Below are 7,299 nucleotides of genomic sequence, written 5' to 3' on the forward strand. Positions count from 1 at the left end.
CATTGATCGCGGCCTGCACGTCGCGCGCCGCGCCGTTGATGTCGCGGTTCAGCCCGAACTGCAGCGTGATGCGGGTCGCGCCGACCGAGCTCGACGACGTCATCTCGGTGACATCGGCGATCTGGCCGAGATGGCGCTCGAGCGGACTGGCGACCGTGGTCGCGACATCCTGCGGGCTGGCGCCGGGCAGCGTCGCCTGCACCGAGATGGTCGGGAAATCCACCTGCGGCAGCGGCGACACCGGCAGCTTGAAGAACGCGACGATGCCGGCCGCCGCGAGCCCGAACGTCAACAGCGTGGTCGCTACCGGCCTACGGATGAAGGGCGTTGACGGATCCATGGCTCAACGCGACCCGCTCGCCTCGCCGATCTCGTCTGCCCGCCCGGCAAACCGCAGCGCGAGGCGATCGAACCAGAGATAGATCACCGGTGTCGTGAACAGGGTCAGCAGCTGGCTCACCAAGAGACCGCCGACGATCGAGATACCGAGCGGATGCCGCAGCTCGGACCCCGCGCCGCTGCCGAGCATCAGCGGCAGCGCGCCGAGGACAGCCGCCATCGTCGTCATGATGATCGGCCGGAACCGCAGCAGGCAAGCCTGGTAGATCGCCTCCCGCGGCGGCTTGCCCTCGTTGCGCTCGGCGTCGAGCGCGAAGTCGATCATCATGATCGCATTCTTCTTCACGATGCCGATGAGAAGGATGATGCCGATGATCGCGATGATGGTGAGATCCTGGCCGGCCATCATCAGCGCCAGCAGCGCGCCGATGCCGGCCGAGGGCAGTGTCGAGAGGATGGTCAACGGATGGATGAAGCTCTCATAGAGCACGCCGAGCACGATATAGACCGTGATGATCGCGGCCAGGATCAGGAACAGCTGGTTGGAGAGCGAGGACTGGAACGCCAGCGCCGCGCCCTGGAAGCTCGTGATCATGCCGAGCGGCTGGTTGATGTCGGCCTGGGCCCGCTTGATCGCCGTCACCGCCCCGCCGAGCGAGGCGCCGGGCGCGAGGTTGAACGAGACCGTCGCCGACGGGAACTGGCCGAGATGCGAGATCTGCAGCGGCGCGGTCTCCACCCGCATCTTGGCCATCACCGACAGCGGCACTGGCGTCGAGCCCACCGATGACGGCAGATAGATCGACGACAGCGAATCCAGCGAAGTCTGCAGCGACGGATCGGCTTCCAGGATCACGCGGTACTGGTTCGAATTGGTGAAGACGGTCGAGACGATGCGCTGGCCGTAGGAATCGTACAGCGCGTTGTCGATCGTCGCCGGCGTGATGCCGAACCGCGCAGCCTGGTCGCGGTCGATGTCGACGAACACCGAAAGCCCCTGCGCCGAAATATCGCTGGTGACGTCGCTGAGCTCGGGCAATTCCCGGAGCTTGTCGACCAGCTTCGGCGTCCATTCCGCAAGCTCGTTCGGATCGGCATCCTGCAGGATGAACTGATACTGCGTCCGGCTCACCGTGCCTTCGATGGTGAGGTCCTGGACCGGCTGCATGTAGAGCGTGATGCCGGTCAGCGCCGCCGTGCTGGCCTTGATCCGGTCCATGATCGTCGAGACATTGGCCTTGCGCTGCTCATGCGGCTTCAGATTGATCAGGATGCGGCCGCTGTTCAGCGTGGTGTTGGTGCCGTCGACGCCGATGAACGAGGACAGGCTCTGCACGTCCGGGTCCTTCAGGATCGCGCTGGCGAGCCGCTGCTGCCGCTCGGCCATCGCCGCATAGGACACCGATTGCGGCGCCTCGGAGATCGCCTGGATCACGCCGGTGTCCTGCACCGGAAAGAAGCCCTTGGGGATGACGACATAGAGCAGCGCCGTCAGACCAAAGGTGGCGAGCGCGATCAGCAGCACGAAGGTCTGGCGATCCAGCACCCAGTTGAGCATCCGGGCGTAGATCGCGATCACGGCATCGAAGCCTTCGCGGCTGAGCCGCTGGAAGGTGTTCTCGCGCGTCATGGCCTCCGGCTTCAGCAGCTTCGCACAGGCCATCGGCACCAGGGTCAGCGACACCACGGCCGAGATCAGGATCGTGACCGACAGCGTGATGGCGAATTCGCGGAACAGGCGGCCGACGACGTCGCCCATGAACAGCAGCGGGATCAGCACCGCGATCAGCGACACCGTCAGCGATATGATCGTGAAGCCGATCTGCTCGGACCCGCGCAAGGCAGCTTCTAGCGGCGACTCACCTTCCTCGATGTAGCGCGAGATGTTCTCGATCACGACGATGGCGTCGTCGACCACGAAGCCGGTCGCGATCGTCAGCGCCATCAGCGACAGATTGTTCAGGCTGAAGCCGAACAGATACATCGCACCCAGCGTGCCGACCAGCGAGAGCGGCACCGACAGGCTCGGGATCAGCGTGGCGCGGGTCGAGCGCAGGAACACGAAGATCACTAGCACGACCAGGATCACGGCGAGCGACAGCTCGTATTCGACGTCGCGCACCGAGGCCCGGATCGTGACGGTGCGGTCAGTCAGGATATTGAGGTCGATCGCGGCCGGCAGCGTGGCCTGCAGCTGCGGAAGCAGATCCTTGATGCCCTGCACCACCGAGATGACGTTGGCGCCGGGCTGGCGCTGGATGTTGAGGATGATCGCCGGCGTCTCGTTCATCCAGGCGCCGAGCTTGTCGTTCTGCGCGCCGTCGACGACGTTGCCGACATCGCTGAGGCGGACCGGCGAGCCGTTCTTGTAGGCGATGATCAGCGAGCGGTAGTCACTGGCATTGCGGATTTGGTCGTTGGCATTGATGGTGTAGGCGCGCATCGCGCCGTCGAAATTGCCCTTCGGCGTGTTGACGTTGGCGTTGCCGAGCGTGGTACGGAGATCGTCGATGTTGAGGCCATAGGCCGCGAGCTTGCGGATATCGGCCTGGATGCGCACCGCGGGCCGCTGGCCGCCGCTGATGCTGACGAGGCCGACGCCGGGCAGCTGCGAGATCTTCTGCGCCAGCCGCGTGTCGACGAAATCCTGCACCTGGGTCAGCGGCATGGTCTTCGAGGTCAGGCCGAGGGTCAGGATCGGTGCATCGGCCGGATTGACCTTGGCGTAGATCGGCGGCGCCGGCAGGTCCGACGGCAGCAGATTGCCCGCGGCATTGATCGCGGCCTGCACCTCCTGCTCGGCGACGTCGAGCGAGATCGACAGGCCGAATTGCAGCGTGATCACGGACGAGCCCGCCGAGCTCACCGAGCTCATCTGGGTCAGATTCGGCATCTGGCCGAACTGCACCTCGAGCGGCGCCGTCACCGACGAGGTCATCACGTCGGGGCTCGCGCCCGGATAGAAGGTCTGCACCTGGATGGTCGGATAGTCGACCTCCGGCAGCGCCGCGACCGGGAGAAATCTGAACGCCAGCATGCCCGACAGCATGATGGCGATCATCATCAGGGTCGTCGCCACCGGCCGCAGGATGAATGGCCGCGACGGGTTCATTTCTTCTGCCCGTCCTCGGACCGCTTGTGGTGGCCGCCTCCGGGATCAGCGCCGTCCTTACTATCTCCCTTGCCGTCTCCCTTCGCCGCCCCCTTGGCCGCAGCGGCCGGGTTCGCGGCGGCGGCGGCGGAGCGCACGACCACCTTGGCGCCCTCGCGCAGCTTGTCGGCGCCGTCGATCACGATGCGATCGCCGGCCACGAGCCCGGACAGCACCTCGACCCGGTCGCCATCGGTGACGCCGAGCTTGACCGGCCGCACCGAGACCGTGCTGTCGCCGTTGACGAGATAGACGAAGGTGCCGGGGACACCGCGCTGGATGCCGGCGGTCGACATCGTCGTCGCATCCTTGTGGGTATCGAGCAGCAGGCGGACGTTGACGAACTGGTTCGGAAACAGTGTGCGCTTATCGTTCTCGAACTGCGCGCGCAGCTTGATGGTGCCGGTGGTCGCATCGATCTGGCTGTCGAAGGTCTGCAACGATCCCTCGGCGAGCTTGTTGGCGCCGCTGCGGTCATAGGCCGCCGCCGGCAGCACCGCGCCCTCCTTCAACCGCTTCGCGACCGCCTGCAGATTGTCCTCCGGCAGCGTGAACAGCACGCTGATCGGCTCGAGCTGCGTGATCACGACGAGGCCGTTGGTATCGCCCGGCGTCACATAGTTGCCGAGATCAACCTGGCGCAGTCCGACGCGCCCGTTGATCGGCGACACGATGTGACAATATTGCAAATTCACCTCGGCCGACTTCACCGAAGCGCGATCGGCTTCCACCGTGCCCTGATACTGCGCGACCAGCGCGACCTGGGTGTCTAGCGTCTGGTGCGGCACCGCATTCTGCGCGGCGAGGTTCTGGTAGCGCGTGAGATCGACCTGGGCGCCCTTCAGCTGCGCCTCGTCGCGGGCGAGCTGGCCCTTGGCCTGCGCCAGCGTCGCCTCATAGGGGCGCGAATCGATCTCGGCGATCAGGTCGCCTTTCCTGACCTCGTCGCCCTCCTTGAAATCGATCTTCATCAGATAGCCGCTGATCTGGCTCCTGATCGTCACGGTCGCGAGCGACGTCACGGTGCCGAGCGCATTCAGGCTGACGCCGATATCGCCCTTGCCGATCGTCTCCGGCACGATCGACATCGGCCCGGCGTTGCGCCCGCCACCGGCCTGCGGCGGCGCGGCCTGCTGCCGCGTCCACCAGACGATGCCTGCCAGCACCGCCAGCACGAGACATCCCGTCAGAACCCCCCGCCAACGCGACCCTCGCCTGGTTTGCTCGGGCGCTAAAATCGACGGGTCTTTGATCTGCTGGTCCATAACTTGCCCACGAAGAAACACGAACGAGCTCGCGCGGCTCTATGTGTCCCCTGAACTCCGCGCGCGCCACATCCGACGAAGCATTTTGAAGGCTCCTGCCGGACAAAGCGCGTTAAGAATCGGAAAGGAAAGTGCTCCTTCCCGGTCGGCGGCTGTTTCTCGCTGGATTGTGGCTATTTTACCCGATCATTTGTAACCAGGGCAACACGATCAGCAACAATCCGGCAAAGTAGATCAGGCCGAAGATCAGCCCGAATTTCCAGAAGTCGCCTTTGCCGATATAGCCGCTGCCGTAATACATCGGCGCCGGTCCCGTGGCATAGGGCGAGATCACGCCCATCAGGCCCAGCGAATAGACGCAGAGCAGCATCAAGGTCTGCACCGACAGGCCGGGAATGCTGGAGCCGACGGCGAGCACCACCGGCAGCACGGCGGCGGTATGCGAGGTGATGCTCGAGAAGAAATAGTGGATCCAGAAGAAGAAGGTGACGAGCAGGATCATCCCGACCAGCGGCGACGTGCCGGAGAGCGGCTTGGCATAGCCCTCGGCGACCCATTTGATGAAGCCGATCTCGTTGAGGCCCGACGACAGCGTGAGCAGCGAGGTGAAATAGAAAAATACCTCCCACGCGCTCTTCTCCGCGACGATGTCCTCGAACGCGATCACGCCTGATAGCAGCATCAGCGAGATCACGACGAACACGACCGTGGTCGCGTTGATGAAGTTCGAGCCGAGCAGCGGCACGCTGATATTGGGATTGGAGCCGCAGATCCACAGGAACATCGCGAGCACCACCAGCACCGCCATGATCCATTCGTGCCGCGACGGCGGCCCCATCTTGGCGAGCTCGCCCTCGCTCCAGGTCACGATCTCCGGGCTCTCCTTGATCTCGGGCCGGCAGACCAGATAGCTGAGCAGCGGCACCAGCAGCAGCAAGAGGATCCCGAGCGGCGCGAAGCCGATGAACCATTGCGACCAGCCGACCTCGATGTTGACGAGCTTCTTGGCGATCGAGAGCGCGGCGGCGTTCGGCGCCAGCGCGGTCAGGAACAGCGAACTCGTGACGGCCGTGGTCGCGAACGCGGTCCACATCACGAAGGTGCCGATCTTGCCCGCGGTCGGGCCGGGCTCGGAGCCGTAGATGCACGGGATGTTGCTGACGATCGGATAGATGGTGCCGCCCGAGCGCGCGGTGTTGGACGGCGTCGCCGGCGCCAGCACGAGATCGGAGAACGCCACCGCGTAGCCGAGCCCGATGGTGCGGCGGCCGAGGCCGCGCACCAAGAGCAGCGCCAGCCGGCGGCCGAGCCCGCTCTTGCGATAGCCGATCGAGAACACGAAGGCGCCGACGATCAGCCACACCGTGCTCTCGGAAAAGCCGCCGAGCATCCAGCGCAGCGACTTGTTCGGGTCGTGCTCGACATAGCCGCCGATGCCGGCGACCGTCAGGCCGATCAGACCGACCGCGCCGACCGGCATCGATTCAAGGATCAGCCCGGTGATCACGGCGGCGAACACCGCGAAATAGTGCCACTGATTGGCGTTCAGCCCCGAAGGCACCGGGACCAGATAGATCACCAGCCAGACCAGCAACGGCGCAAACGTCCGCCATGACCATTTCATGCAGCGTCCCCCTCACCTGTGTCGATTGTCGGGCGCGCGAGCCACCTTGTCCCGGCAGCGCCGCCATCTTTTTGTTGCAATCTAGCACGACCGCGCAGTCCGTCTCGGGAAACTGCGGCGGAACGGCGCGGCTTGTGGAGGAACCGGCGCGTTTCGTCAACACGTAGCGTCCCGGTGGCAGCCCCCATCGCAAGACCGCCCGCGCTTTGCTATCCTTGGCGGCATGACGTCACGCGACTCCGCCTCCTCCGAGATCACGCCCGAGGTGCTGCTGCGCGCCTATGCCTGCGGCATCTTCCCGATGGCGGAGAGCGCCGACGATCCGACCCTGTTCTGGGTCGAGCCGGAATTGCGCGGCGTGATTCCGTTCGACGGCTTCCGTGTCGCCTCTCGCCTCGCGCGCACCGTGCGCTCGGATGCCTTCACCGTCACCGTCGATACCGCGTTCAAGGCCGTGATCGCCGGCTGCGCGGCGCCGCAGCCCGGCCGCGACGACACCTGGATCAACAGGCGCATCCGCGATCTCTATGTCGGGCTGTATGCGTCGGGCCATTGCCACAGCGTCGAGGTCTGGCAGGACGACGATCTGGTCGGCGGGCTCTACGGCGTCAGCCTCGGCCGCGCCTTCTTCGGCGAAAGCATGTTTCACACCACGCGCGACGCATCGAAGGTCGCGCTGGTGCATCTGGTGGCGCGGCTGATGGCGGGCGGGTTCGAGCTGCTCGACACGCAATATGTGACGGAGCACCTGAGGACGTTCGGCGCGATCGAGATCTCGCGCCGCCGCTATCGCACGCTGCTCGACAAGGCGATCACGGGCGCGCCGGCGGATTTCCGCAAGCTCGACGCCACCCAGCCGGTCAAGGGTGCCGACGCGCTGGCAATCATCGCCGCGCGCAATTGATCTTGTGGTGCACGTA

General features: G+C 65.2%; 5 protein-coding genes. 1 reads left to right on the plus strand and 4 read right to left on the minus strand.

Annotated elements, in window-relative coordinates:
* From AKL29_RS45740 to AKL29_RS29380, 4 genes are all read right to left on the minus strand, one after another.
* Positions 1-340 (minus strand): efflux RND transporter permease subunit (locus tag AKL29_RS45740; RefSeq protein WP_244482493.1); only part of this gene is annotated, 340 nt, incomplete at its 3' end.
* Between the two features lie 3 nt (positions 341-343).
* Complete coding sequence (locus tag AKL29_RS29370) at positions 344-3,451, minus strand: MdtB/MuxB family multidrug efflux RND transporter permease subunit (RefSeq protein ID WP_050386567.1); 3,108 nt, start codon at positions 3,449-3,451, stop codon at positions 344-346.
* Complete coding sequence (locus AKL29_RS29375) at positions 3,448-4,755, minus strand: MdtA/MuxA family multidrug efflux RND transporter periplasmic adaptor subunit (RefSeq protein ID WP_167350429.1); 1,308 nt, start codon at positions 4,753-4,755, stop codon at positions 3,448-3,450. Before AKL29_RS29375 ends, AKL29_RS29370 begins: the two co-directional genes overlap by 4 nt.
* Before the next feature lie 178 nt (positions 4,756-4,933).
* A complete protein-coding gene (locus tag AKL29_RS29380; RefSeq protein WP_050386568.1) occupies positions 4,934-6,379 on the minus strand; it encodes a DASS family sodium-coupled anion symporter in 1,446 nt (481 codons plus the stop codon).
* 223 nt (positions 6,380-6,602) lie between these two features.
* Here AKL29_RS29380 and aat point away from each other — a divergent pair, with 223 nt between their 5' ends.
* Complete coding sequence (aat, locus tag AKL29_RS29385; RefSeq protein ID WP_028332261.1) at positions 6,603-7,283, plus strand: leucyl/phenylalanyl-tRNA--protein transferase; 681 nt, start codon at positions 6,603-6,605, stop codon at positions 7,281-7,283.
* Positions 7,284-7,299 lie beyond the last annotated feature (16 nt).

It is taken from the genome of Bradyrhizobium pachyrhizi (assembly GCF_001189245.1).
Classification (GTDB): domain Bacteria; phylum Pseudomonadota; class Alphaproteobacteria; order Rhizobiales; family Xanthobacteraceae; genus Bradyrhizobium; species Bradyrhizobium pachyrhizi.

What these genes read in the sequence shown, in the direction of transcription:
- AKL29_RS29370 (WP_050386567.1), bottom strand. Translation starts at nt 3,451, where the DNA reads ATGAACCCGTCGCGGCCATTCATCCTGCGGCCGGTGGCGACGACCCTG.
- AKL29_RS29380 (WP_050386568.1), bottom strand. Translation starts at nt 6,379, where the DNA reads ATGAAATGGTCATGGCGGACGTTTGCGCCGTTGCTGGTCTGGCTGGTG.
- aat (WP_028332261.1), top strand. Translation starts at nt 6,603, where the DNA reads ATGACGTCACGCGACTCCGCCTCCTCCGAGATCACGCCCGAGGTGCTG.
- AKL29_RS29375 (WP_167350429.1), bottom strand. Translation starts at nt 4,755, where the DNA reads ATGGACCAGCAGATCAAAGACCCGTCGATTTTAGCGCCCGAGCAAACC.